The following is a 22,697-nucleotide window of genomic DNA, read 5'->3' on the forward strand; positions in this document are numbered from 1 at the left end:
GTCACGTGTGCACCACACTTGTAGTGCACCTGTGAACATATCGAGGAAGAAAACAAACATAACTGCACCAAGATCATGTAATTCGATGCCGCAAACGCCCTGTCGGCGTGTGACTTATATCACCGATCCAGGTTGGGTCTGTAGCGTCGGGTCTGCGCGGACCAGCAGAACCACGCTGTGCAGCGCCATGGCACCACTGGCAATTGCCTTACTCGGTGCTGCCGCCGCCCTGACCGGCTTCGCCGCCGCTGCCGCGCAGACGGAGGTGTCCGAGGGTGACGTCCAGATCAGCAATGTTGCCTTCGGCGGCAAGAACATCGTGGTTCAGTAGCAGCCGGTTCAGGGCGTCAGGGCGTCGCTCGCGGCGGCCCGGCGCCCTGACCGCTGGATGTGGCGGATCAGCGCCGCCAGGCGCGCAGGGGTGGTCGTCAGGATGACGTCAGGCTCGTCGCTCTCGCGGAGGCGGACCGTGCCGTTCGGGGCGGCGGCGAGGTGGAGGCAGTTCGCCTGGTCTTCGCTGTAGGACGACTTCTGCCAGTGCAACTTGGGCATGTTCGCGCTTCCTAAAGGGAGTACAGGATGTGCTGGATCAGACCGAGGGAGTCCCGGGATTCATGCTCGTACGGAGTCACGGCAGGGTCCAGACGCGGTAGGGCCGCGCCTGTGAGCCGCTTGAACTGTGAGCGGTACCTGGTGACCGAGTCCGGGTCGTGGAGATAGGCCGAGCTGGCGTGAGTCTCGACCAGCACGGTGTTCAACGCTCCACCATGTGATTCGACGAGCAGGAACGGCGTACTGAATGCCGAGAGCCCCTCAGCGGTGAACGGCAGTACCTGGATGCTGATGTGAGGCAGTCGAGCCATACGTACCAGGTGCAGCAGTTGTCGGCGACGCACATCGGGACTGCCGAACCGTACATGCAGTGCAGCCTCGTGAATGACTGCGTGGAGCATGGAGGGCCGTTCCTGCGTGAAAATCTTCTGGCGGTCCATGCGGAACTGGACGGCTCTCTCGCGTTCCTCGTCCGTCCAGTCCCTTGGCGTGGAGCGGAAGATCGCGCGAGTGTAGTCCGCGATCTGCAGGACGCCAGGGATGAACAAGGACTCGTATGAGTACAGGGCGTCTGCTTCTGCTTCCAGCTCTGCGAGGTCGAGTGCCGACGGCTGAAGGATGTCGCGGTACTCCGTCCACCAGCCCTTGCCGGGGCTTTCGCTCAGATTTACGAGAGCGTCGATATGTGGGGCACGTGTGCACCCGTAAGAGCGGCAGAGCGTACGGAGCTTGTCAGTGGGGATTGCTGTGCGGCCCGCTTCCACATGACTCAAGTGGGCGCGGCCCATGCCAATGAACGCGCCGCCTTCGGTGACACTCAGGCCTGCCAGCTCACGCAACTTCTTGAGTTCAGCGCCGAGTCGGCGCTGCCGTTCCGTTGTGCTCGTACGAAGTGCCAATGCGCTTCCTTTGGTTACGAGTTTGGGCACAGTGTGCCGTTCATCAATGAGACGGGTCCATCGATCCGGCGAATGGGTTGCACCAGATAACCGGCGCCCTCTACCGTGAGTGTGGTGGCCGTCACGCTATGAGGTCATCGCGATTCTGTCTGTCCGTATGCCGAAAGTGCACCCGCCGCCTCCGCCAGGGGCGCGTGGGCAGGGCCATCGGCACGGGCTCGAACCCCCCCCATCGACGGGAGCCGGCATTCATGGACCCCGATCCGTACGACGACCGGCCGCGCCTGCCCAACCGCAGCGTGCAGCTCTCCTACGACTACAGCCTCTTCGCGCCCGGCGACGCCACCGCACCGAAGGTGTGCCGGGACTTCGTGCGCGGCGCGCTGCTCGCGCTCGGGCGGGACGGCCTCGCGCTGCCCGCGACCCTCTGCACGTCCGAGCTGGTCACCAATGTGCACCTCCACACCAAGGGCACCGCCATGCTCCGGCTGCAGGTCAAGCCGATACGCGTACGGGTCAGCGTCTTCGACGAGAGCCCCGACCTGCCCGTTCCGCGCATGGCGGGCGACTGCTGGGGGCGTGGGCTGGCGCTCGTCGACGGGATCGCGGACTCGTGGGGCGTCGCCGACGACCGGGGCGGGCGGTACGCGAAGGGTGTGTGGTTCGAGCTCGGCGGCCTGGAAGGCTGCTGAAGTGCGGGCGGCCGCGGATCGGCCGGCCGTCCCGAACCGCCAACGCGGCCGCCGGTCGGCCGGCCCTCCGTGCCGTCGATGCGGCTGCGGGCCGACCGGCCCTGCGAACCGTCAACACAGCTGCACAAGATGCCGGTTGATGCACCGCAGTCGTCCGAACGGGCCCTGGACGCAGCCGTTCCGCCGAATCTCGGTATGTGTCGATTCATCAGAAATTCATCGGTGGTCCCTCGGGTGTCATGACCACGCATGCGCGGCTTTCCTACCTTCGCGCCTGCCCCGGGCAGTGAACCCCACAAGGGAATCGCGGCCCACGCAGTACGCAAGCAAAGGAAATGCTTGACCATGCAAGTGTTCCGGAGAACGCAAGGTCGCCGTCCGACCGTCACCGTCGCCGTGATCTCGGCCGGGCTGCTCCTCCCGCTCCTGGGAGGTACCGCGGCAAGCGCCGACTCCGCCGCGGCGAGCCCGGTTCCTCACCCCGTCGACTACGTGGACCCGCTGATCGGTACCAGCAACGGCGGCAACACCTACCCCGGCGCCAACCTGCCGTTCGGAATGATCGCCTGGTCGCCCACCAGCACCAAGGGCGACCAGACCAACACCGCCGCCGCCAACGGGTACTCCTACGACACCACCCGTCTGCGGGGCTTGTCCCTCACCCACATCAACGGCGCAGGATGTCACCCCGGAGCAGCGGGTGACGTACCGGTCATGCCGTTCGTCGGCAATGTGGACTCCTCGCCCACCGCCGATACCAAGGACCAGAAGTACGCGGCGAACTTCTCGCACGAGAACGAGCTCGCCGAACCCGGTCATTACCGGGTGGGCCTCGACTCGGGTGCCACCGCCGACCTCGCGGTCAGTGAGCGGGCCGGCGTGGCCGACTTCACCTTCCCCGAGGACCAGCCGGCCAGCCTGCTGTTCCGGGTCTCCAACTCGCTCAACGGCAGCGAGGACGCCCACGTCGACATCGACACCGCGAACAACAAGGTGACCGGCTGGGTGGAGACCGGCGCGTTCTGCGGCAGGCGTGCCAACGGCGGCACCCCGAACAACAACCAGAAGAGCTACTACCGCCTGCACTTCAGCGCTGCCTTCGACCGCGGCTTCTCCTCCGTCGGAACCTGGCACAACGATCAGCTCTACCCGGGCGCCACCACCGCCGACGGCGGCGAGGGCTACCTGACGGGCGCGAACCGGGCAGGCAAGGGCTCCGGCGGATACGTCTCCTTCGACACCTCGGAAGACAACGACGTCCACATGCGTGTGGGCATCTCCTATGTCTCCCTCGCCGGTGCCGAGGCGAACCTGCGTGGTGAGATCGCCAAGAAGGACAGCGTCGCCGACGTGGCGAAGGCCGGGAAGAAGGCCTGGGACCGGACGCTGAAGGACATCAAGGTCAGCGGGGGCAGTGAGGACCGCCGTACCGCGTTCTACACCGCGCTGTACCACTCCCTGCAGCAGCCCAACCTGATCAGCGACCGCGACGGCACCTACGTGGGCATGGACCGCAAGGTCCACACGCTTGCGAAGGGCCAGAAGGCGCAGTACAGCAACTTCTCCGGCTGGGACCAGTACCGGGCCCAGGTGCAGCTGCTCGCACTGCTCGAACCGCGTGTCGCGGGCGACTTCGCCCAGTCGCTGTACAACTTCGCGCAGCAGAACGACGGCGTCTGGGACCGCTGGGTGCACATCAGTGGCGCCACCCATGTGATGACCGGCGATCCCTCGGCGGCGACCCTGGCGACCTTCTACGCCATGGGCGTGCGCAACTTCGACGTCGAGGGCGCCTTCGGCTCCCTGTACCGCCAGGCCACCGTGCCCCACCCGTCCGAGGTGTCCGACGCGGGCTGCCCCGGCCAGTGCGAGGGCGCACGCCCCAACCTCACCGAGTACATGAAGCTGGGTTACGCCCCGCAGGACCAGTGCCACTGCTGGGGCGGGGCTGCCGAGACGCTCGAGGACTCCGTCGCCGACGCGGCTCTCGCCATGTGGGCCGAGCAGCTCGGCCGTGAGGAGGAGTACAAGGTCCTCAGCGAGCGCGGTGGCTACTGGAAGAACGTGTTCAACCCCGCGGCCACCCCGGATGCCGGCTACATCCAGGCCCGCAACGCCGACGGCTCCTGGGTGACCCCCTTCAACCCGGCCTCCCAGCTCGGCTTCGCCCAGGGCAGCGCTGCCACGTACCTGTGGATGGTTCCGCAGGACGTCCAGGGGCTCGCCGAGGCCATGGGCGGCCGGGACAAGGCGGCGGCCCGCCTGGACGGCTTCTTCCACAAGCCCGACGGTTCCTGGTCGATCCGCGGCGGCGACCCGCTGCGCTACGACCCCACCAACGAGCCGGGCATCCACGCCCCGTGGCTGTACAACGCGCTCGGTCAGCCGTGGAAGACCCAGGAGACCGTGCGCGAGATCGTCGACACCGTGTACGGAGTGGGTCCCGCCGGCCTCCCCGGCAATGACGATCTCGGCACCATGTCGGCGTGGTACGTCCTCTCCGCGCTCGGCATCTACCCGAAGGCACCCGGCTCCGCCGACATGCTGCTGAGCGCTCCGGTCTTCCCCCACGCCGTCATCGCGGGCGCCGGAGACCGGGAGGAGATCACGATCGACGCGCCCCGGGCGTCCGACGCCAACCGGTACGTGGAGTCGGTGAGCCTCGATGGCGAGAACCACGACTCCTCCTGGGTGGACGACTCGCTCGTGCGCCGAGGCGGCTCGCTGTCCTTCGAGGTGAGCGACCGGGCCAACACCGGCTGGGCGACCGACCCGAGCACGCTGCCCCACTGACTCGGGGGGAGCTGACACACAGCCGGCGGGAGCATGCGTCGAGCTGCTCCCGCCGGTGAGCAACGGCCGCCCCGGCCGGTGGCAGGTCCACCGGCCGGGGCGATACGCGAAGGGCGTCCGGTGTGAGCCCGCCGGCCCCCGGCCTCACCGGATCGGGTGACGCGAAGTGGGTTCCCCAGGTCCACATCCGCGGTGCTGCCCAGCGTGGCGGCGTCGCTGCCCGGCCAAGGGCTTCACCCTCACCGAGGCGATCACCGGGCCGCCGCGCGGCTGAGCGCGGCGGCGCATCGGGAGCGCCCTCACGCCGGCGCGCGGCAGACAGGTCAGGACCACGGGGATCTCGGCCGACGGGTCGTGGTGCACGGGTGTTCCTTCAGGCGTCGTGGTCCGGGATCTCGGAGGACGTGATGTCGAGGTCCGGGGTCGCGTTGTCCGAGGAGGTTTCCGACTCCAGGATTCCTGACTGGGCGATCAGATAGCCGAGTTGGGCCCGGCTGTTGCTGCCCAGGGCGGCGTTGAGCCTGGCGATGTGTCCGCGGCACGTCCGGACGTTCATGCCGAGACGCCGGGCGATGGTCTCGTCGACATGGCCCTCGACGAGGAGCCTGGCAATGGAGCGCTGGACGCCGGTGATTCCGTCAGTGGTGGGGCTGTACGGGATGTCTTCGCCGAGCGGGGCCGCGAACCGCCAGAACTGGTCGAAGACGGAAGCGAGGTACTCCACGAGGCTCGGGTGGCGGATTTCGAGGGCCACCTTGCGGTCGCGCCGTGCGGGAATGATGGCCACGATGCGGTCCACGACGATGAGCCGCTCGATGAGTTCCTCGAGCGTGCGCACCTCGACCTGTTGCCCCACGCGTTCCAGGTAGGCCAGGGTGGCGGGGCTGTAGCGCATGGTGTGCTGGTACAGGCTCCGCATCCGGACGCCGCGCGAGAGGAGCGGTTCGACGCGCTTCAGGGCCTGATGGAGTATGTCGGGGTGGCGGCCACCGCCCGGCTGCACGGTCAGCAGCTCGCTGCGGCACTCGGCGGTGGCGCGATCGAGAGCCGCGTCGATACGGTCCACGCCTTCGAGCACGGTGATGCCATGCGTGGTGGTGGAGCCCTGGGCGCTGATGGCCATGAACGGTTCGAAGGCGTCAGCGAGGTCCACAGCGATTCTGCGGCGTTCCTGGATTTCCTGCTCGATGGGGTGAAGAAGCTGTGCGAGGGCGGCAGAGGGGGGAACCGGGCGGAGCCACCGTGGGTCATCGGTCTCCGGGTGCAGCAGGCCCAGTTCGACAAGGCATGGGGCCGAAGACGCCTCGGCCTGGGCTATTCGTCCTGTGTGCAGCGAACTGGCGTAAACGCGCCGTCCCTCGTCACACAGCTCTGTATGGGCATGCCGGACATGACGGTTCGTCTGATTGGCTCCGTATGCCGCCATTTGTTCACCCCCCAGCTTCCTGAATGTGCAGGAACATGATGCATCGCTCCTGTGGCGCAGGCCCACGTGGTGAGACATCGTCTTGAGCACGGGGGGAGAGGAAACCATCAAGTGAGGTCGAAGCCGCCGATGTCCAAGAGAATGCTTCGCTCGGTACTTGCTCTCGCAATCGCGGGGGCTGCTGCCCTCGCGGTCATGGCGCCGCTGGATCCGGGGTGGGGTGCGAGCCCAACGCTGTCGGCCGATCCCGGCTGGGGTCTGTCCGCGCCGCAGGCCGAGCTCGATCCGGGCTGGGGTACTGCCAAGCCGGCGTCCACAGAAGCATGACGGTCCCTCCGGACGACCGGGTCTTCCGGCGTGAGATGGCCTCGGCCTATCGCTCGGGGTGGCACTTCATCGATCTCGTCACGGCGATTCCCCGCCAGGGCGATTCGTTGATGGTCACTCTCTTCGGTGAGCCGATCGTCGTCGTACGGGAAGAGGACGAGGACGTCCGCGCCTATCGATGCCTTCGCCGGCCACGAGGAGCTCCGCAGCCGGTCCGCTGTGCCGTGCGCTACGGCATGGTGTTCGTCAATCTCGACCAGCGTGAGCACCGGCTGGTCGAACCAGATACCACTGCTGCCCCCCGCAGTGCCTGACGCGATTCCCCCGTCGTTGTAGATCGCGCAGGTGCTTCCCCCACACAGCGGCGCCATCGTGGACCTGACCACGATGGCGCCGCTGTGCTTTTCGCGTACGGGGCGGCCTCAGGGGCGGCCCATGGCCCGGGTCAGGGTGATCTCGACGACGACCCGGTCCGGGTTGGGTGCCGGCGTACGCCCGTAGCGCTCGGCGTAGCGGCTCACCGCGTCCACGACGACCTCCGGCTCGGTGCGGATCACCGCGCGGCCCTCCAGGGTCGCCCATCGGCCCTTGTCGACCTGGCAGAGCGCGACGCGAGCGCCGGCGGGGCCCGCGGCCAGGATGTTGGCGACCTTGCGGCTGTGCTTGTTGGTGATGACCCGGGCCAGTCCGGCCTCCGGTTCGTATGTGACACCGACCGGGACGACGTGCGGGCTGCCGTCCGGCCGCGGGGTGGTCAGCGTGGACATGTGGTACTCGCGCCAGAAGGCGAGGAACTCGGGGCTGGGGTTGCGAACGTCGTGAGCCATGCCCGAAGCGTAGTGAAGCTGTGGCCACCCCTTCGTGAATCTCAGCCTTGAGTGGAATAGACTCAACTTTGTGCACGTTGGCTGAGTCAGAGCCAGTGGATCTGCAATCGCCGAGGAGGAGAGAGGGCACGTGGACGCCGAGCTGACCAACAGGAGCCGGGACGCGATCAACACGGCCACCAACCGGGCCGTGTCGGAGGGACACCCGGACCTGACCCCCGCGCATCTGCTGCTGGCGCTGCTCGAGGGCCAGGACAACGAGAACATCATCGACCTGCTGGCCGCCGTCGAGGCGGACCAGGCCGTCGTACGCTCCGGCGCCGAGCGGCTGCTCGGCGCGCTGCCCAGCGTGACCGGGTCCACCGTCGCGCCGCCGCAGCCCAACAGGGAGATGCTCGCCGTCATCGCGGACGCCGCGCGGCGCGCCAAGGAGCTGGGCGACGACTACCTCTCCACCGAGCACCTGCTCATCGGCATCGCCGCCAAGGGCGGTCACGCGGGCGAGCTGCTCGAGCGGCAGGGCGCGAACGCGTCCAAGCTGCTGAACGCGTTCGAGAAGACCAGGGGAGGGCGCCGGGTGACCACACCCGACCCGGAGGGCCAGTACAAGGCCCTGGAGAAGTTCGGCACCGATTTCACGGCTGCGGCCCGCGAGGGCAAGCTGGACCCGGTCATCGGCCGGGACCAGGAGATCCGCCGTGTCGTGCAGGTGCTGTCACGGCGTACGAAGAACAACCCCGTGCTCATCGGCGAGCCCGGCGTCGGCAAGACCGCTGTCGTCGAGGGGCTGGCCCAGCGCATCGTGAAGGGCGACGTTCCCGAGTCGCTGCGCGACAAGCGGCTGGTCGCCCTCGACCTGGGCGCGATGGTCGCCGGAGCGAAGTACCGCGGTGAGTTCGAGGAGCGGCTGAAGACCGTCCTGGCCGAGATCAAGGCCAGCGACGGGCAGATCATCACCTTCATCGACGAGCTCCACACGGTCGTCGGCGCGGGTGCGGGCGGCGACTCCGCCATGGACGCCGGCAACATGCTCAAGCCCATGCTGGCCCGCGGCGAGCTGCGCATGGTCGGCGCGACGACGCTCGACGAGTACCGCGAGCGGATCGAGAAGGACCCGGCGCTGGAACGGCGCTTCCAGCAGGTGCTGGTCGCCGAGCCGACCGTCGAGGACACCATCGCGATCCTGCGCGGACTCAAGGGCCGCTACGAGGCCCACCACAAGGTGCAGATCAACGACTCGGCGCTGGTCGCCGCCGCGACCCTGTCCGACCGGTACATCACCTCCCGCTTCCTCCCCGACAAGGCCATCGACCTGGTCGACGAGTCCGCCTCCCGGCTCCGTATGGAGATCGACTCCTCGCCCGTCGAGATCGACGAGCTCCAGCGCGCGGTCGACCGGCTGAAGATGGAGGAGCTCGCCCTCTCCAAGGAGACCGACCAGGCGAGCAAGGAGCGCCTGGAGAAGCTCCGCCGCGACCTCGCCGACAAGGAGGAGGAGCTGCGCGGCCTCACTGCCCGGTGGGAGAAGGAGAAGCAGTCCCTCAACCGTGTCGGTGAGCTGAAGGAACAGCTCGACGCACTGCGCGGCCAGGCCGAGCGCGCTCAGCGCGACGGTGACTTCGACACCGCCTCCAAGCTGCTCTACGGGGAGATCCCGACCCTGGAGCGGGAGCTGGAGGCCGCCACCGAGGCCGAGGCCCAGCAGGAAGCGTCGAGGAACACCATGGTCAAGGAGGAGGTCGGCCCGGACGACATCGCCGACGTCGTCGCCGCCTGGACCGGGATCCCGGCGGGGCGCCTCCTCGAGGGCGAGACGCAGAAGCTGCTGCGCATGGAGGAGGAGCTCGGCAAGCGCCTGATCGGCCAGACCGAGGCGGTACGGGCCGTGTCCGACGCCGTCCGCAGGTCGCGGGCGGGTGTCGCCGACCCCGACCGGCCCACCGGTTCCTTCCTCTTCCTCGGTCCGACCGGTGTCGGCAAGACCGAGCTGGCGAAGGCCCTCGCGGACTTCCTCTTCGACGACGAGCGGGCGATGGTCCGTATCGACATGAGCGAGTACAGCGAGAAGCACTCCGTCGCCCGCCTGGTCGGAGCGCCCCCCGGCTATGTCGGCTACGAGGAGGGCGGTCAGCTGACCGAGGCGGTGCGCCGCCGCCCGTACAGCGTGATCCTGCTGGACGAGGTGGAGAAGGCCCATCCCGAGGTCTTCGACATCCTGCTCCAGGTCCTCGACGACGGCCGGCTGACCGACGGCCAGGGCCGGACGGTGGACTTCCGCAACACCATCCTGATCCTGACGTCGAACCTGGGCAGCCAGTACCTGGTCGACCCGCTGACCGGCGAGGAGGAGAAGAAGCAGCAGGTCCTGGAGGCGGTGAGGGTCTCCTTCAAGCCGGAGTTCCTCAACCGGCTGGACGATCTGGTGGTCTTCTCGGCCCTGTCGAAGGACGAGCTGTCCCGCATCGCCGAGCTGCAGATCGCCGGCCTCGCCAGGCGCCTGGCCGAACGCCGGCTCATGCTGGACGTCACCCCGGCGGCCCTGGAGTGGCTGGCCGACGAGGGCTACGACCCGGCGTACGGCGCCCGCCCGCTGCGCCGCCTCGTCCAGACCGCGATCGGCGACCGCCTCGCCAAGGAGATCCTCGCGGGCGAGGTGAGGGACGGCGACACGGTCCGCGTGGACCGCTTCGGCGACGAGCTGATCGTCGGCGCGGCGCAGTAGGTGCTCACAGGTCGTAGGCGGTGAGGTGTACGAGGGCGGTGTTCCCGTCCTCGTACACCACGCCGACCTCCACGACGTAGGCGCTCCCGGGCTCGGCCGTGCCGATCGCGGTGCGGTCGAGGTACCAGCAGAGGTCATGCCTGCCCTCGCAGGCCGGAACATCGGTACTGCCTCCCGGAAACGACGAGGTCAGCCACTTCTGGACGTCGGCCCGGGGCATCCGGAACGTGACGGTGCAGGTCGTGTCCGGCCGGACTTCCACGTCACAGTGCCCGTCGGTGGCACCCTCGGGCAGCCCGCCCCCGGCGTAGTCCAGCGCCTCCGCGCAGGAAACCTTCTGTTTCTCGCTGAGGGTGGGGTTCTGCAGCCAGGCCACAAAGCTCCAGACCAGCCACCCTACGAACACCAGTGGTAACGCCAGAATCGCCATCAGGATTCGGAAATTCGTTCGTCCCGGCATGGCCCGGATCATGTCAGCTCGCAGCGGATCACCGTCGGCGGGTCTTGCCATCACCCTCCCGGGATGGGGGAGGATGAGAGAACCGCTATGAAGGGAAATCCACGGTGAGCATCGACCCGTCCTCGATTCCGAATTTCGGGGCGCAGCCCAACCCGCAGCCGTCGGGCCCCGCGGGTCCCGTCGTTCCTGACCAGGACCTGGTCAAGCAGCTTCTCGACCAGATGGAGCTGAAGTACGTCGTGGACGACGAGGGCGACCTCGCCGCGCCGTGGGAGGACTTCCGCACGTACTTCATGTTCCGTGGCGAGGGCGACCAGCAGGTCTTCTCGGTGCGGACCTTCTACGACCGCCCGCACGCCATCGACGAGAAGGGCCGACTCCTCGAGGCCGTCGACGACTGGAACCGTCGCACCCTGTGGCCGAAGGTCTACAGCCACACCCAGGACGACGGTACGGTCCGTCTGATCGGCGAGGCCCAGATGCTGATCGGCACAGGTGTCAGCCTTGAGCACTTTGTGTCGTCGACGGTCAGCTGGGTGCGCGCATCGGTCGAATTCGACCGCTGGCTCGTCGAGGAGCTCGGTCTGGAGAAGGACCTGGAGTCCTCGGACGACGAGGGTGACGACGAGGACTGAGCCTCTACCGGCCTCTCTGCGGAGGGCGGCGGTCACCATGACCGCCGCCCTCCGGCGCGTCCGTGTCCGGCGAGGGTCGGAGGCGGGATACGGCGTTCTCCAGTACGAACATCTTTGTGCCGACGTGAACGTGTGACCACCTGCGGAATGTCACCCGTATGCCGCAAAGCTGGCCCGACAGGACTCTCGTTGTCTCAGTTATGACAACAGTGAAGTTCCATCCGTGGCGGGCGACCGGGCGTGCGGACGCTGTCGGCGCCGACACCACCCGGCTCGGGGAGTGGATCTTCGTCCCCGGCTCGCGCTGCCTCTCCGGGGGCACTGCCGACGCCTATGTCCAGCGCGGTGATCGGCGGGTTTCGCTGGAGTACTGCTCCTCGCCGCTGGAGGAATTCCTCAAGGCGATGGACCGGATCCAGGCCGACTTCGGTCGCAGGTGCGACAGCACCGGGCCGGCCGTCGCGCTGCGCGACCGAGCCCGGCAGGACGATCATGCATAAGAGGACGGATCTCTTCCTTTACTCCAGTGCCCCGACGTACGACGTCCCGACGTACGACGTCCCGACGTACGACGTCCCGACGTACGAAGTCCCGCCACGCGAAGGCGTGGGCGAAACCTGGCCGGACTTCGCCGGTGAGCCGTACGGCGAGCCGGCCACCGGGGAGAGTCCTCTTTTCGCAACAGGTCGCGGTGTCATCCCGGACCACTTCGGCGTCGTCCCCGAACAGTGGAGTCCCGAAGCGGAGCTGGCACGACTCCTGCGGGCCGAGACACACGGCTACGCGCCGATGACGGACGTGGCGGACGTCGCGCCGCTGACTCCGCCCGTTCCCCCGAAGCCGCCCGTGCCGCCCACGCTGCCCCGGGACGCCACACAGACCGAGGGCGGGGCCTGGGGCCACCGACGGCCGCCCCGCAGGCGCAGCGGGACCGTTTCTCCGGTGCGGACCCTCAGCATCTCGGTCGCCGCGCTCGCCGCCGTCATCGCCGCCATGGTGGGCGTTCTCAGCGGCATGGTCTCGTACGAGCCGCTCCGGAACATCGCCATCCCGGCCGTGCCGACACCCCTGACCCGCTGGTGGCCGCTGCTCGTCTACGGAACGTGGATGGTCGCGTCCCTGTCGATCCTGCGCGCCACGCTGCACCAGCGGCGGGCGACACACTCCTGGTACACCGTCCTGGGGTCCTCGGCCGTCGCCATCGCCGTCAACGTGAGCCAGGCCCCGCCCACCCTGACCGGTGCAGCGGCCGCCGCCCTCCCCCCGCTCGCGGCGCTCGCCTGCTTCCAGCAGCTCGTCCGGCAGATCACCCTCACCAGGCCGCCCCGGCAGGGCCTGCCTCGCCTGCCACGCCACCGCGGCGCCCCGAACAGACGCTGACCGTGGCCTCGTCGGCCGGCCGGAGGGCCTCCCCCCACGGAAAGACCCTCCGGCCGTGTACCGGGCACCGACCCCGGCGGGCATCACTTCCGCAGCTTGGACAGCCTTTCGATGGCTTCTTCCAGCACACTCTTCCGCTTGCAGAACGCGAACCGCACGAAGGGCGCGCCCTCCTCGCGGTGGTCGTAGAAGACCGCGTTGGGAATCGCGACGACACCGCAGCGCTCCGGCAGTGCGCGGCAGAAGGCGAAGCCGTCACACGGGGCCGTCGGTGTCGGGGAAGCCCTGCCCCAGATTGATCGAGCCGGTGCGTACGGCCAGCGCGGACATCTCGGCGAAGATCGTCGTTCCGAACTCCGCCAGATGGCGGCCGAGCAGCGGGCGTCGTTCCGTCGTCATGGCGGTCATCCTGCGCAAAGCTCTGGACTTCCTCAAGTGCGCTTTGAGATACGTGCCGCACGGGGATCCCCCAGTCACGGAACAACGGGGGATGAAGATCATGGGAGATGCTCCGGTCGCTGTGGTGCTGGTGGTGCTGGGGGCGGTGTGCCTGGTGGGCGCGGTCCTCCGTGTGGCGTCCTGGTTCTCCGGCGGGGGAGACGGCACATCCTCGTCGGGCGGCAGTTGGTGGGCGGGGGACGGCGGTTCGTCCTCGTCGTCCTCCTCCTGCTCCAGCTCGTCCTGCGGGGGCGGCTGCGGAGGCGGCGGCGACTGAGCCGACGGCAACTGGCCAGGCGTCAGCGTGCGTCATCTGTACGACTGAAGGGGGAAGGCGATGAACATTGTGATCATCGTGGTGGTGCTGCTGGTGTTGGGGATCGCGGTTGTCGCGATCATCAATGCCGCGCGGAGCGAAAAGAGCCGAGGCCGGCGTTCGCGGGGCAGCCGCGGCGGCGGCTCGTGGGCCGACGGAGGCGACGCGGGCGGCAGTTCCTGCGGCGGCTCGTCCTCCTCGTGCTCCAGCTCGTCCTGTGGTTCCTCCTGCGGGGGCGGTTGTGGCGGAGGCGGGGGCGACTGAGCCGGTGCGGCCGATTCGCTCCTTTGTGCGCCCGGCGGTCGAACCACCGCCGGGCGCCTTCATGTCCGCGCCCCGGTTGAACAGTTGAACCGTCTGGCCCCCGACGGGATGGAAACCACGTCAACTTGGGTAAAAACTCTATGAGCGCCGCGCACTTCATGATTCCCTCGCTGTTGAGACAACGAGTCTTCGAACCTCAGGCGGGCCCGCAGGCCGGCCCCCTGATCCTCTCCTCGCGCCGGGGTGTTCCCGGTTCAGCCGCCAGATGTGTGTTTGCGGAGCCCACCCATGCTCACGACCCTCAAGACTGCCTATTCCGACACGCGTGCCGCCGATCTCGCCTGGGCGCTCGGCCGGGACCCGCTCCCCGCTCTTGCCGTACTCGACCTCGAACTGTCCGACGCGAAGGTGCAGTTGCGCCTCCTCGGCGCTTCGCACCAAGTGCTGCTGGAGGAGGACCGGGGTACCTGTTCCGAGACCGTCGCGTGCATGCCCGGCAGCAGCACGCCACTGCCGCTCGGGGTGGCCAAACGGGTGGGGGATTGGGAGTACGAGTTCGCGGCGCGCGTCGAGAGTCTGCCGGACGGCTCCTTCGCGGGCCGTGCGCAGGAGCTGCTCGCGCTGGTGGCCGACCATCCGAACGGCCTTGCCGGTGCGTTCCCAGGGAGCCCGTACGCCTTCACCGCGATGCTCGCACACCGGTACGAAGGTCAGGTGTGGTGGCGTACCTGGCACGCGTATCCGCAGGACAGTCAGCTGGTGGTGACCCGTACGCGGGTCGGAGTGCGGACGCCCGCCGCGCTCTGAGGCCCGAACCGCTGCCCGGCGCGCTCTGAGGCCCGAACCGCTGCCCGGCGCAGTCCCCCGAGCTCTCGGCTTCTCCCCCGAGCTCTCGGCTTCGCTCGAGCAGGGGGGACCCCCATGAGCAGGGGGGACCCCCATGAGCAGGGGGGCGCCCCAGTTGAACCCTTGTGGGTGACAGGGCGCGAGGGTGCGGTGACGTAGCGTGCCAACATGATCGAACCGTACGGGCCTGTCGTGTCCCGTGACGTCATGCCGCCGCCGGAGCCGCCGGAGCCGCCGGAGCCGCCGCGGCGCGTGGCGCGGCTTCCCGTGCGCGCGCGGACGGGCCGACTGCTCGTCCTTGCCACGGTCTTCGTCTGCGCTGCCTGCGGCCTCGTCTATGAACTCGAACTCGTCGCCCTCGCGTCGTACTTGATCGGCGACTCGGTCACCCAGGCGTCGGTCGTGCTGTCCGTGATGGTCTTCGCCATGGGCGTCGGCTCCCTGCTCGCCAAACGGCTGCGCTGCCGGGCCGCGGTCGGCTTCTGCCTCGTGGAGGCGGTGCTCGCACTGATCGGTGGCTGCTCCGCGATGGTGCTGTACGCCTCCTTCGCCTGGTTCGGCGGCGCGCGGTATGCGCTCGTCGCCTTCTCGCTGGCCATCGGGGTGCTCATCGGCGCCGAGATGCCGCTGCTGATGACGCTCATCCAGCGGGTCTCCCGGCAGGACGCGGGCGGCACGGTCGCCGATCTGTTCGCCGCGGACTATGTGGGTGCCCTGGTCGGCGGCCTGGCGTTCCCCTTTCTGCTGCTGCCCCGGCTGGGCCAGCTCACCGGCGCGCTGCTCACCGGCGCCGTGAACGCGGCGGTCGGCGGAGCGCTGGTGCTCTGGCTGTTCCGACGGGACCTGTCGGTACGGTCCCGGTGGCTGCTGCTCGCCGTGAGTCTCGCCGTCGTCTCCGTCCTCGCCGTCACCGTCGTGTTCGTCGACGACTTCGAGCGGGCGGCCCGACGCGCCGTGTACGGGGCGCAGGTACGGGTCGCGGTGCAGACCGGCGTGCAGGAGGTCGTCCTCACCGGCACACCGGGGCGAGGGCCGGTCGACCTGTACCTCGACGGGCGGCTCCGGGTCAGCGGACGCGACGAGCAGCGGTACCACGAGGCACTGGTCCACCCGGCGATGGCCGGGCGGCACGCGCGTGTGCTGATCCTCGGCGGCGGTGACGGACTCGCGGCGCGTGAGGTGCTGACCTACCCGGACGTCCTCAGCGTCACCGTCGTCGAACTCGACCCGTTCGTCGTCCGGCTCGCCCGCACCGATCCGGCACTGTCCGCACTGAACGGGCACGCCTTCCGTGACCATCGGCTGCGGACCGTCACCGGCGACGCGTTCCACTGGCTGCGCGGAGCGGCACGCGGCTCGTACGACGTGGTGATCTCCGATCTGCCCGACCCCGGCATCACGGCCAGCACCAAGCTGTACTCCGAGGAGTTCTACGGGCTCGCCTCGCGTGTCCTCACGGACGGCGGGCGGATCGTGGTGCACGCCGGGCCGCCGGCCGGCCGGCCCCGTACGTACTGGACCGTCGAGGCCACCCTGCGGGCCGCCGGGCTGTACACCCGGCCGTACCGCGTCACCGGCCGCGTCTCCGGCTTCACCGGCGGCCCCGACCGCGACCCCTCCCCGGACGGCTCCGCCGCCCCCCGCGACTGGGGATTCGTCCTGGCCGCCCGTACGCCCCCGCGTCTGGACCTCGGTGCCGGAACGCGTCGCCCGCGTCTGCTCACCGCGGCCGCGCTCCGGGCGGGCGCGGCCGACGTGGAGCGCCTCCGGGTCACCGGGCTGCCCCCGTCGACGCTGGTCCATCCTCGGTACACAGGGTGAATCCGCGCGCAGGTGGGTGCATGGCGGGCGGGCATGAGTAGGCTCGTTCTCCATGGAGCACGAGGTCTTCGTTCCGGTTTCCGCCCAGGCCCTTCGCGAGGTGCTGCGCGACCCTGCCCGGGTGGCCCGCTGCGTGCCGGGGCTCCAACAGGACGTCGGCGGGGCGCCCGTCTCCGGCCGGCTGAAGGTCCGTGTCGACGGTCACACGATCACATACCGCGGCACCCTCCACCTCGCGGAGCAGGACGGCGGCTTCGCGGTCGAGTGCGAGGGCACGGAAGTCCGTGGTACGGGCTCGGTCAAGGTGACCCTGACGCTGCGCCTGACCCCGGCGGACCACGGCACCGAGCTCGCCTTCAAGGGCACGGCTCAAGCCGAGGGACGCCTCGCCGACTTCAGCCCGACATCGACCCTCACCGCGGCCCACCGCCTCCTGAACCGCTGCTCGGAAGCGCTGGCCGCGGAGGCCGGCGGCACGCCCGCCGAGGGCCGCTCCACCGGGGAGGGCGGCCCGTACGAGGCCGACTCCGGGGCGCCGGGAGCCGACGAGCCGGACGCCGACGGCGCGCTCGGCGCCGATGCGTCCGACACGGCCGCCGATTCCCGGCTCGACGACGACGCCCTCTTCGAGGGCGACGAGCCCGTTTCGCCGCTCGCCCCGCCGGCCGACGACGAGCTGGACCTGCCCGCCGAAGCAGCGCACGCGCGGCGCACGATGATCGGGCGCAGCGCGGAGGAGGTCGATCACGCTCCGCCGCGCGGGCGGTACGCGCCGGTGCCCGCGCCCGCCACCGCGTCCGCCAAGGCGGCGCTGCGCTGGGCCGCTCCCGCCGCCGCACTCGCGGTCGCGTCGGCCGTGGTGCTCGGACGTGCACTGCGTCGCCGCAAGTAGTGTCGGGGGCGTGAGTACCGAAGAGCAGAACAGCGGCACAGGCGTCCGGCTCGTGGCCGGGGACGCCGAGTTGACGGTGCACCCGGAGAACGGCTGCCGTATCGGCAGCCTGCGCATCGGCGGCACGGAGGTGCTGCGGCAGGGAGAGCACTACGGCAGCTTTCCGATGGTTCCGTGGTGCGGCCGGATGGAGAACGGCCAGTTCCGTACCGGCGGGGTGTGCCACCAGCTGCCGCTGAACGCGGCCCCGCACGCCATCCACGGGACCGCTCGCGACGCGGCCTGGCGTACGGCCCTCCCCCGAGCTCTCGGCTCCTCCCCCAAGCTCTCGGCTCCTCCCCCGAGCTCCAGGCTTCGCTCGAGCGGGGGGCACACCCATGAGCAGGGGGGACCCGCATGCGCAGGGGGAGAGACGGAGGCCGTCTTCACGCACGATCTGGCCGACCCCTGGCCGTACACCGGCCGGGTCACCCAGATCTTCGAGCTCGAGCCGGACCGGCTCACCATCCGGCTCGGCATCGAGACGTACGACGACTCGTTCCCGGCCCAGGCCGGCTGGCATCCCTGGTTCCTGCGCAACCTGGGCGCCGGCGGCGAGGACGTGCGGCTCGACTTCGCGCCCACCTGGCAGGAGGAGCGTGGGGCCGACCATCTCCCCACCGGGCGGCGAATCCAGCCGGGGCCCGGACCGTGGGACGACTGCTTCGGCATGGAGGACGGGGTCGACGTCACCCTGACCTGGCCCGGGCAGCTGGAGCTGAAGGTGACCGCCGGCACCGAATGGGTCGTGATCTACGACGAACAGCCCGAAGCGGTGTGTGTCGAACCGCAGTCGGGGCCGCCGAACGGCATCAACACCCTTCCGCGCCTGGTCACCCCCATCGATCCGCTGGAGCTGGCGACGACCTGGAGCTGGCGGCGGCTTTAGGGGGTGTCGGATGGATCGCCGTGGAGGATGGAGCGCCCGCCGCGGAGCGGCTGATGTCTCGTGGTGCCGTGCATCGCAAGGCGGAGGAGGGAGTCCATGCGGTGGGGGCACCTCCCAGCGGTAGCTGGGGGACATCGGCGACTGACGACAACGCCGCGAGGCGCGGTGCCGGACGCCGCGACGCCGCGGAGATCCATCGGACACCCCCTAAGCTGGCGCATATGAGCGACGTACGTGGTGAGCTGCTTCAGCAGATCAAGAACAAGGCTGTGGTGCACGGCAAGGTGACCCTCTCCTCCGGCAAGGAAGCCGATTACTACATCGACCTTCGCCGGATCACCCTGGACGGCACGGCCGCCCCGCTGGTCGGCCAGGTGATGCTGGATGTCACCGCAGACCTGGACTTCGACGCCGTCGGCGGTCTCACCCTCGGTGCCGACCCGGTCGCGACGTCGATGCTGCACGCCTCCGCCGCGCGCGGGAAGACCCTGGACGCCTTCGTCGTACGCAAGGCGCAGAAGGCCCACGGCATGCAGCGTCGTATCGAGGGCACGGACATCAAGGGCCGCCGCGTCCTGGTCGTCGAGGACACCTCCACCACCGGCGGCTCGCCGCTGACCGCCGTCGAGGCGTGCCGCGAGGCGGGCGCCGAGGTCGTCGCGGTGGCGACGATCGTCGACCGGGGTGCCGCGGACGCCATCGCGGAGGCCGGTCTGCCGTACATCACCGCATACACGCTGGATGATCTCGACCTCGCCTGACATGGTCTGACCTGCGGTTTTCATCCAGTCTCTCCTTGTTTCACGTGAAACGGGGAGAGTCTGGAAAGATAGGCGCGACGATGACGTCGCCCCCAGGTCAGGGCCCGTAATTCGCCCACCCGCATTTCACAAGGAGCGGACACATGCCCATCGCAACCCCCGAGGTCTACAACGAGATGCTCGACCGGGCGAAGGCAGGCAAGTTCGCCTACCCGGCCATCAACGTGACCTCGTCCCAGACCCTGCACGCTGCGCTGCGCGGCTTCGCGGAGGCCGAGAGCGACGGCATCATCCAGATCTCCACCGGTGGCGCGGAGTTCCTGGGCGGCCAGCACAGCAAGGACATGGTGACCGGCGCGGTCGCGCTCGCCGAGTTCGCGCACATCGTCGCCGAGAAGTACGACATCAACGTCGCGCTGCACACCGACCACTGCCCGAAGGACAAGCTGGACGGCTACGTCCGCCCGCTGCTCGCCATCTCCGAGGAGCGCGTCGCCAAGGGTCAGAACCCGCTGTTCCAGTCGCACATGTGGGACGGCTCCGCCGAGACCCTGGCCGACAACCTGGCCATCGCCCAGGAGTTGCTGCCGCGCGCCGCCGCCGCGAAGATCATCCTCGAGGTCGAGATCACCCCGACCGGTGGCGAGGAGGACGGCGTCTCCCACGAGATCAACGACGAGCTGTACACCACCGTCGAGGACGCCATCCGCACCGCCGAGGCGCTGGGCCTGGGCGAGAAGGGCCGCTACCTGCTGGCCGCCTCCTTCGGAAACGTCCACGGTGTCTACAAGCCGGGCAACGTCGTGCTCCGCCCCGAGCTGCTGAAGGACCTCCAGGAAGGCGTCGCCGCGAAGTTCGGCAAGGCCGGCCCCTTCGACTTCGTCTTCCACGGTGGCTCCGGCTCCTCGGAGGACGAGATCCGCACCGCGCTGGAGAACGGCGTCGTCAAGATGAACATCGACACCGACACCCAGTACGCCTTCACGCGTCCGGTCGCGGACCACATGTTCCGCAACTACGACGGTGTGCTGAAGGTCGACGGCGAGGTCGGCTCCAAGAAGCACTACGACCCGCGCAGCTGGGGCAAGCTGGCCGAGGCGGGCATGGCCGCGCGCGTCGTCGAGGCGTGCGCGAACCTGCGCTCCACGGGCACCCGCCTGAAGTAGGCGCTCCCGGTCGCCCGGGCCCGGCACGCTCCCTGTGTGCCGGGCCCGGGACGTTTCCGGGTGCACCCTGGCCCCCGTCCGTCGGGGATGCCGCCCTCCGCGCGGGGTGGGATCACCCGGTGCGGCCGTCCTGCGCCAGGTGGGCCCGGATGTCCGTCCTCAAGCTGGGGGTGCCCCAGGCCGGGCTTGTCGGTTGCCGTCCTCCGGGCCGGGGCCTGCGTGGCGGTGCTCGCTCGTCCGGTGAACCGGTGCGCCGGATGGGCTGGATCGTGCCGTGGCCGGAGGGCGCGTATGCGGGGATGATCGGCGTATGACGGAAGCCGTGTACGGCGAAGTCCGCCTCGCGTCCGCGACCGGGCGGTGGGTGGTGCTCACGACCGTGCTCGGGTCCGCCATGGTGCTGCTGGACTCCACCGTCGTCAATGTCGCGCTGCCCCACATCGGGGCCGATCTCAACGCCGACCTGGCCGTCCTCCAGTGGACCGTCAACGCCTACATGCTCACGCTCGCGGGGCTGATCCTGCTGGGCGGGTCGCTGGGGGACCGGTACGGGCGGCGGCGGGTGTTCGTGATCGGTGTGGTGTGGTTCGCCGCGGCCTCGTTGGCGTGCGGGCTGGCCCCCAACGCGCCGGTACTCGTCGCGGCGCGGGCCCTCCAGGGTGTCGGGGGTGCGCTGCTGACGCCCGGCTCGCTGGCGCTGATCCAGGCGAGCTTCCGGCCGGGCGACCGGGCCCGCGCGGTCGGCGTGTGGTCGGGTCTGGGCGGGGTCGGCGCCGCGGTGGGGCCGTTCCTCGGCGGCTGGCTGGTCGACGGCCCCGGCTGGCGTTGGGTGTTCCTGCTGAACGTTCCGCTGGCCGCGGTCTGTGTGCCGGTCGCCCTGCGGCGGGTGCCGGAGTCCTGGGACCCCGCGGCGCACGGCCGCTTCGACGTCCTCGGTGCCGTGCTCGGTGCGCTCGCGCTGGCGCTGGTGACGTACGGGCTGATCGAGGCGGAGCCCTGGCCCGCGGTCGGCGGGGCCCTTCTGGGCGCGGTGTTCCGGGTCGTGGAGCATCGTGTGCCGGATCCGATGCTGCCGCCGTCGATCTTCGCGTCCCGGCTGTTCACCGCGGTCAATCTGGTGACGCTGTGCGTCTACGCGGCCTTCAGCGGCTTCTTCTTCCTGGCCGCGCTCCAGCTCCAGGTGGTCTCCGGGTACTCCGCGCTCGGCGCGGGCGCCGCCCTGCTGCCCACGACGGTGCTGATGCTGCTGCTGTCGGCGAAGTCCGGCGAGCTGGGGGAGCACATCGGCCCACGCATTCCGCTCACCGTGGGCCCCTTGCTGTGCGCGGCCGGGATGCTGCTGATGGTGCGGGTCGGCCCGAACGCCTCGTACGTACGGGACGTACTGCCCGCGATGGTGGTGCTGGGCCTCGGCATGGTGACCGTGGTCGCGCCGCTCACCGCCACCGTCCTGAACTCCGTGTCCGCCTCCAGGGCCGGGCTGGCCAGCGGTGTCAACAACGCGGCGGCCCGCGCGGCCGGTCTGCTCGCGGTGGCGGCGCTGCCCTTGCTGGCCGGGATGGGCCCGGAGGCGTACCGTTCGGCGACCGAGTTCGAGGCGACCTTCCGGCGGGCGATGCCGATGTGCGCGGGGCTGCTGGTCCTGGGCGCGCTGTTGGCCTGGACGACGGTACGTACCCCCCGGGCGCCCGCCTGCCACCCCGAGTGCAAGGTGCACTGCGGGGTGGGCGCGCCTCCGCTGGACCCGGGCGAGCGGGACACCCCCACGGTCTCCGGGCGCGACGATCAGGGCCCGGCCGCCGACCTGTGAGACCGGCCCGGCATCGGCCGGCGCAGCGCGCGTCGGGTCGCCGCCGCTACTGCTTGAGCTCGGCGTACGCCTCGGCGCTGCTGTCCTTGAGGAACTGCCAGCAGCGCGCCTCTTCCTCGGGCTCCTTGATCGCGCCGGCCGCGCGCGCCAGCGCCGCCAGGCAGCGCAGGAAGCCGCGATTGCCGCGGTGCTCCCACGGCACGGGGCCGTGCCCCTTCCAGCCGTTACGGCGCAGGGCGTCCAGGCCGCGGTGGTAACCCGTACGGGCGTAGGCGTACGACTCGACATACCGGCTGGCCGCGTAGGCGTCGTCCGCCAGCATCGCCCAGGCGAGGCAGAACGCCGGGAATTCGGCGGCCACCTGAGTCGGCGAGGCCGATTCCTCCGCCAGCATTCGGTAGGGCTGCTCATCCTCCGGGAGCAGGGTCGGTTCGGGGCCGTCGAGAAGGTTCTTGTGAATCGCCATGCAGGCAGTCTGTCACCCGGCGCTCGGCGTTGCCCGGCAGGAGTTCGACCGGGGAAGGCCCGGGCGCTCCGCGTTGCGGCGGGACGCCCGGGACGTCGTGATGTGTCGTGGTCGGGGATTCCGCTGCGCAATTCGGCTGAGCAGCAGAGACCGGCTACGAGGGCAGCGCCCGTGGCCTCGTTGTCGCAGGTCGCGGTCCGCGCGTCGGAACCACCCGGGAATTGCGCAGCAGAGTCGTCGGGAAGGAACGGGCCGGTGACCGCCGTGGCCTGCGGC

At 69.6% G+C, this 22,697-nt stretch carries 23 protein-coding genes and 1 pseudogene; 16 read left to right on the forward strand and 8 right to left on the reverse strand.

Going from position 1 to position 22,697, the window contains the following annotated elements:
- Positions 1–187 precede the first annotated feature (187 nt).
- Positions 188–331 carry a hypothetical protein gene (locus ABD858_RS17095; RefSeq protein WP_345038358.1) on the forward strand — a complete coding sequence of 48 codons (144 nt, stop codon included), beginning with the start codon at positions 188–190 and terminating at the stop codon, positions 329–331.
- A gap of 8 nt (positions 332–339) precedes the next feature.
- On the opposite strand, the gene ABD858_RS17100 is transcribed toward ABD858_RS17095, so the two are convergent.
- Positions 340–552, reverse strand: a complete 213-nt coding sequence (locus tag ABD858_RS17100) for a DUF397 domain-containing protein (RefSeq protein ID WP_345038360.1) — start codon at positions 550–552, stop codon at positions 340–342.
- An 11-nt stretch (positions 553–563) separates the two neighbouring features.
- On the reverse strand, positions 564–1,481 hold the full coding sequence (locus tag ABD858_RS17105) for a helix-turn-helix domain-containing protein (RefSeq protein ID WP_345038362.1): 918 nt from the start codon (positions 1,479–1,481) through the stop codon (positions 564–566).
- Positions 1,482–1,702: 221 nt separating this feature from the next.
- On the opposite strand from ABD858_RS17105, the gene ABD858_RS17110 reads away from it, so the two are divergent.
- Positions 1,703–2,143, forward strand: a complete 441-nt coding sequence (locus ABD858_RS17110; protein ID WP_345038366.1) for an ATP-binding protein — start codon at positions 1,703–1,705, stop codon at positions 2,141–2,143.
- 345 nt (positions 2,144–2,488) lie between these two features.
- Positions 2,489–4,936, forward strand: coding sequence for a GH92 family glycosyl hydrolase (locus ABD858_RS17115; RefSeq protein WP_345038368.1), 2,448 nt, complete (start codon positions 2,489–2,491; stop codon positions 4,934–4,936).
- A 373-nt stretch (positions 4,937–5,309) separates the two neighbouring features.
- Here the strand turns inward: ABD858_RS17115 and ABD858_RS17120 are convergent, their stop codons facing one another.
- A complete protein-coding gene (locus tag ABD858_RS17120; RefSeq protein ID WP_345038370.1) occupies positions 5,310–6,362 on the reverse strand; it encodes a helix-turn-helix transcriptional regulator in 1,053 nt (350 codons plus the stop codon).
- Positions 6,363–6,685: 323 nt separating this feature from the next.
- On the opposite strand from ABD858_RS17120, the gene ABD858_RS17125 reads away from it, so the two are divergent.
- Positions 6,686–7,003, forward strand: coding sequence for a (2Fe-2S)-binding protein (locus tag ABD858_RS17125; RefSeq protein WP_345038373.1), 318 nt, complete (start codon positions 6,686–6,688; stop codon positions 7,001–7,003).
- Positions 7,004–7,111: 108 nt separating this feature from the next.
- Here the strand turns inward: ABD858_RS17125 and ABD858_RS17130 are convergent, their stop codons facing one another.
- On the reverse strand, positions 7,112–7,516 hold the full coding sequence (locus ABD858_RS17130; RefSeq protein WP_345038375.1) for a pyridoxamine 5'-phosphate oxidase family protein: 405 nt from the start codon (positions 7,514–7,516) through the stop codon (positions 7,112–7,114).
- Positions 7,517–7,646: 130 nt separating this feature from the next.
- On the opposite strand from ABD858_RS17130, the gene clpB reads away from it, so the two are divergent.
- On the forward strand, positions 7,647–10,238 hold the full coding sequence (gene clpB / locus ABD858_RS17135) for an ATP-dependent chaperone ClpB (RefSeq protein ID WP_345038377.1): 2,592 nt from the start codon (positions 7,647–7,649) through the stop codon (positions 10,236–10,238).
- Positions 10,239–10,242: 4 nt separating this feature from the next.
- Here the strand turns inward: clpB and ABD858_RS17140 are convergent, their stop codons facing one another.
- Positions 10,243–10,698, reverse strand: coding sequence for a hypothetical protein (locus ABD858_RS17140; protein WP_345038380.1), 456 nt, complete (start codon positions 10,696–10,698; stop codon positions 10,243–10,245).
- A gap of 104 nt (positions 10,699–10,802) precedes the next feature.
- Between ABD858_RS17140 and ABD858_RS17145 the strand changes: the two genes are divergently transcribed.
- The 3 genes from ABD858_RS17145 to ABD858_RS17155 all read left to right on the forward strand — a co-directional run bounded on the left by ABD858_RS17145 (position 10,803) and on the right by ABD858_RS17155 (position 12,713).
- On the forward strand, positions 10,803–11,333 hold the full coding sequence (locus ABD858_RS17145) for a type III secretion system chaperone family protein (RefSeq protein ID WP_345038382.1): 531 nt from the start codon (positions 10,803–10,805) through the stop codon (positions 11,331–11,333).
- Between the two features lie 200 nt (positions 11,334–11,533).
- Positions 11,534–11,833 carry a hypothetical protein gene (locus ABD858_RS17150; RefSeq protein WP_345038384.1) on the forward strand — a complete coding sequence of 100 codons (300 nt, stop codon included), beginning with the start codon at positions 11,534–11,536 and terminating at the stop codon, positions 11,831–11,833.
- Positions 11,826–12,713, forward strand: a complete 888-nt coding sequence (locus ABD858_RS17155) for a DUF2637 domain-containing protein (protein WP_345038387.1) — start codon at positions 11,826–11,828, stop codon at positions 12,711–12,713. Before ABD858_RS17150 ends, ABD858_RS17155 begins: the two co-directional genes overlap by 8 nt.
- Positions 12,714–12,796: 83 nt before the next feature.
- Here ABD858_RS17155 and ABD858_RS36825 read toward each other — a convergent pair.
- Together ABD858_RS36825 and ABD858_RS17160 are read right to left on the reverse strand one after the other, a co-directional pair.
- Positions 12,797–12,976: pseudogene (locus ABD858_RS36825) on the reverse strand (aminotransferase); the annotation flags it as partial.
- Positions 12,969–13,112, reverse strand: coding sequence for a hypothetical protein (locus ABD858_RS17160; protein WP_345038389.1), 144 nt, complete (start codon positions 13,110–13,112; stop codon positions 12,969–12,971). The pseudogene ABD858_RS36825 and the gene ABD858_RS17160, both read right to left, overlap by 8 nt.
- 100 nt (positions 13,113–13,212) lie before the next feature.
- On the opposite strand from ABD858_RS17160, the gene ABD858_RS17165 reads away from it, so the two are divergent.
- From ABD858_RS17165 to ABD858_RS17200, 8 genes are all read left to right on the forward strand, one after another.
- Entirely contained in the window at positions 13,213–13,428 is a 216-nt protein-coding gene (locus tag ABD858_RS17165) for a hypothetical protein (RefSeq protein WP_345038391.1), read from the forward strand.
- A 591-nt stretch (positions 13,429–14,019) separates the two neighbouring features.
- Complete coding sequence (locus tag ABD858_RS17170) at positions 14,020–14,538, forward strand: DUF2617 family protein (RefSeq protein ID WP_345038393.1); 519 nt, start codon at positions 14,020–14,022, stop codon at positions 14,536–14,538.
- A gap of 246 nt (positions 14,539–14,784) precedes the next feature.
- Complete coding sequence (locus ABD858_RS17175; RefSeq protein WP_345044615.1) at positions 14,785–16,398, forward strand: polyamine aminopropyltransferase; 1,614 nt, start codon at positions 14,785–14,787, stop codon at positions 16,396–16,398.
- Positions 16,399–16,450: 52 nt separating this feature from the next.
- Positions 16,451–17,290: an SRPBCC domain-containing protein gene (locus ABD858_RS17180; protein ID WP_345038395.1), complete on the forward strand. Its 840-nt coding sequence runs from the start codon at positions 16,451–16,453 to the stop codon at positions 17,288–17,290.
- Positions 17,291–17,300: 10 nt separating this feature from the next.
- Entirely contained in the window at positions 17,301–18,218 is a 918-nt protein-coding gene (locus ABD858_RS17185; RefSeq protein ID WP_345038397.1) for an aldose epimerase family protein, read from the forward strand.
- 221 nt (positions 18,219–18,439) lie between these two features.
- Positions 18,440–18,979 carry an orotate phosphoribosyltransferase gene (gene pyrE, locus ABD858_RS17190; RefSeq protein ID WP_345038399.1) on the forward strand — a complete coding sequence of 180 codons (540 nt, stop codon included), beginning with the start codon at positions 18,440–18,442 and terminating at the stop codon, positions 18,977–18,979.
- Positions 18,980–19,122: 143 nt separating this feature from the next.
- A complete protein-coding gene (gene fbaA / locus ABD858_RS17195; protein WP_345038401.1) occupies positions 19,123–20,145 on the forward strand; it encodes a class II fructose-bisphosphate aldolase in 1,023 nt (340 codons plus the stop codon).
- A gap of 310 nt (positions 20,146–20,455) precedes the next feature.
- Positions 20,456–21,955 carry an MFS transporter gene (locus ABD858_RS17200; protein ID WP_345038403.1) on the forward strand — a complete coding sequence of 500 codons (1,500 nt, stop codon included), beginning with the start codon at positions 20,456–20,458 and terminating at the stop codon, positions 21,953–21,955.
- A 46-nt stretch (positions 21,956–22,001) separates the two neighbouring features.
- On the opposite strand, the gene ABD858_RS17205 is transcribed toward ABD858_RS17200, so the two are convergent.
- Entirely contained in the window at positions 22,002–22,421 is a 420-nt protein-coding gene (locus ABD858_RS17205; RefSeq protein ID WP_345038404.1) for a DUF3151 domain-containing protein, read from the reverse strand.
- Positions 22,422–22,697: the final 276 nt, after the last annotated feature.

This window comes from Streptomyces sannanensis, from assembly GCF_039536205.1.
In the GTDB taxonomy this organism is placed as follows: Bacteria; Actinomycetota; Actinomycetes; order Streptomycetales; family Streptomycetaceae; genus Streptomyces; species Streptomyces sannanensis.

What these genes read in the sequence shown, in the direction of transcription:
- ABD858_RS17095 (WP_345038358.1), top strand. Translation starts at nt 188, where the DNA reads ATGGCACCACTGGCAATTGCCTTACTCGGTGCTGCCGCCGCCCTGACC.
- ABD858_RS17100 (WP_345038360.1), bottom strand. Translation starts at nt 552, where the DNA reads ATGCCCAAGTTGCACTGGCAGAAGTCGTCCTACAGCGAAGACCAGGCG.
- ABD858_RS17110 (WP_345038366.1), top strand. Translation starts at nt 1,703, where the DNA reads ATGGACCCCGATCCGTACGACGACCGGCCGCGCCTGCCCAACCGCAGC.
- ABD858_RS17115 (WP_345038368.1), top strand. Translation starts at nt 2,489, where the DNA reads ATGCAAGTGTTCCGGAGAACGCAAGGTCGCCGTCCGACCGTCACCGTC.
- ABD858_RS17120 (WP_345038370.1), bottom strand. Translation starts at nt 6,362, where the DNA reads ATGGCGGCATACGGAGCCAATCAGACGAACCGTCATGTCCGGCATGCC.
- ABD858_RS17125 (WP_345038373.1), top strand. Translation starts at nt 6,686, where the DNA reads ATGACGGTCCCTCCGGACGACCGGGTCTTCCGGCGTGAGATGGCCTCG.
- ABD858_RS17130 (WP_345038375.1), bottom strand. Translation starts at nt 7,516, where the DNA reads ATGGCTCACGACGTTCGCAACCCCAGCCCCGAGTTCCTCGCCTTCTGG.
- ABD858_RS17140 (WP_345038380.1), bottom strand. Translation starts at nt 10,698, where the DNA reads ATGCCGGGACGAACGAATTTCCGAATCCTGATGGCGATTCTGGCGTTA.
- ABD858_RS17150 (WP_345038384.1), top strand. Translation starts at nt 11,534, where the DNA reads ATGACAACAGTGAAGTTCCATCCGTGGCGGGCGACCGGGCGTGCGGAC.
- ABD858_RS17155 (WP_345038387.1), top strand. Translation starts at nt 11,826, where the DNA reads ATGCATAAGAGGACGGATCTCTTCCTTTACTCCAGTGCCCCGACGTAC.
- ABD858_RS17160 (WP_345038389.1), bottom strand. Translation starts at nt 13,112, where the DNA reads ATGACGACGGAACGACGCCCGCTGCTCGGCCGCCATCTGGCGGAGTTC.
- ABD858_RS17165 (WP_345038391.1), top strand. Translation starts at nt 13,213, where the DNA reads ATGGGAGATGCTCCGGTCGCTGTGGTGCTGGTGGTGCTGGGGGCGGTG.
- ABD858_RS17170 (WP_345038393.1), top strand. Translation starts at nt 14,020, where the DNA reads ATGCTCACGACCCTCAAGACTGCCTATTCCGACACGCGTGCCGCCGAT.
- ABD858_RS17175 (WP_345044615.1), top strand. Translation starts at nt 14,785, where the DNA reads ATGCCGCCGCCGGAGCCGCCGGAGCCGCCGGAGCCGCCGCGGCGCGTG.
- ABD858_RS17180 (WP_345038395.1), top strand. Translation starts at nt 16,451, where the DNA reads ATGGAGCACGAGGTCTTCGTTCCGGTTTCCGCCCAGGCCCTTCGCGAG.
- pyrE (WP_345038399.1), top strand. Translation starts at nt 18,440, where the DNA reads ATGAGCGACGTACGTGGTGAGCTGCTTCAGCAGATCAAGAACAAGGCT.
- fbaA (WP_345038401.1), top strand. Translation starts at nt 19,123, where the DNA reads ATGCCCATCGCAACCCCCGAGGTCTACAACGAGATGCTCGACCGGGCG.
- ABD858_RS17200 (WP_345038403.1), top strand. Translation starts at nt 20,456, where the DNA reads ATGACGGAAGCCGTGTACGGCGAAGTCCGCCTCGCGTCCGCGACCGGG.
- ABD858_RS17205 (WP_345038404.1), bottom strand. Translation starts at nt 22,421, where the DNA reads ATGGCGATTCACAAGAACCTTCTCGACGGCCCCGAACCGACCCTGCTC.